This window comes from Citrobacter sp. wls717, assembly GCF_005280955.1.
Taxonomy (GTDB): Bacteria; Pseudomonadota; Gammaproteobacteria; order Enterobacterales; family Enterobacteriaceae; genus Citrobacter; species Citrobacter werkmanii.
Genome location: NZ_SZWW01000020.1, coordinates 1 through 356, shown reverse-complemented (window position 1 = coordinate 356; position 356 = coordinate 1). Strand labels below are relative to the sequence as shown.

The 356-nt window shown below is 53.1% G+C and carries 1 rRNA gene; it reads left to right on the top strand.

What is annotated here, in order from left to right:
• Positions 1-333, top strand: a 23S ribosomal RNA gene (locus FDX09_RS13655); the annotation flags it as partial.
• Positions 334-356 lie beyond the last annotated feature (23 nt).

The following is a 356-nucleotide window of genomic DNA, read 5'->3' as shown; positions in this document are numbered from 1 at the left end:
ACGCGAGCTGGGTTTAGAACGTCGTGAGACAGTTCGGTCCCTATCTGCCGTGGGCGCTGGAGAATTGAGGGGGGCTGCTCCTAGTACGAGAGGACCGGAGTGGACGCATCACTGGTGTTCGGGTTGTCATGCCAATGGCACTGCCCGGTAGCTAAATGCGGAAGAGATAAGTGCTGAAAGCATCTAAGCACGAAACTTGCCCCGAGATGAGTTCTCCCTGAGACTTAGAGTCTCCTGAAGGAACGTTGAAGACGACGACGTTGATAGGTCGGGTGTGTAAGTGTAGCGATACATTGAGCTAACCGATACTAATGAACCGTGAGGCTTAACCTTACAACGCCGAAGGTGTTTTGGCG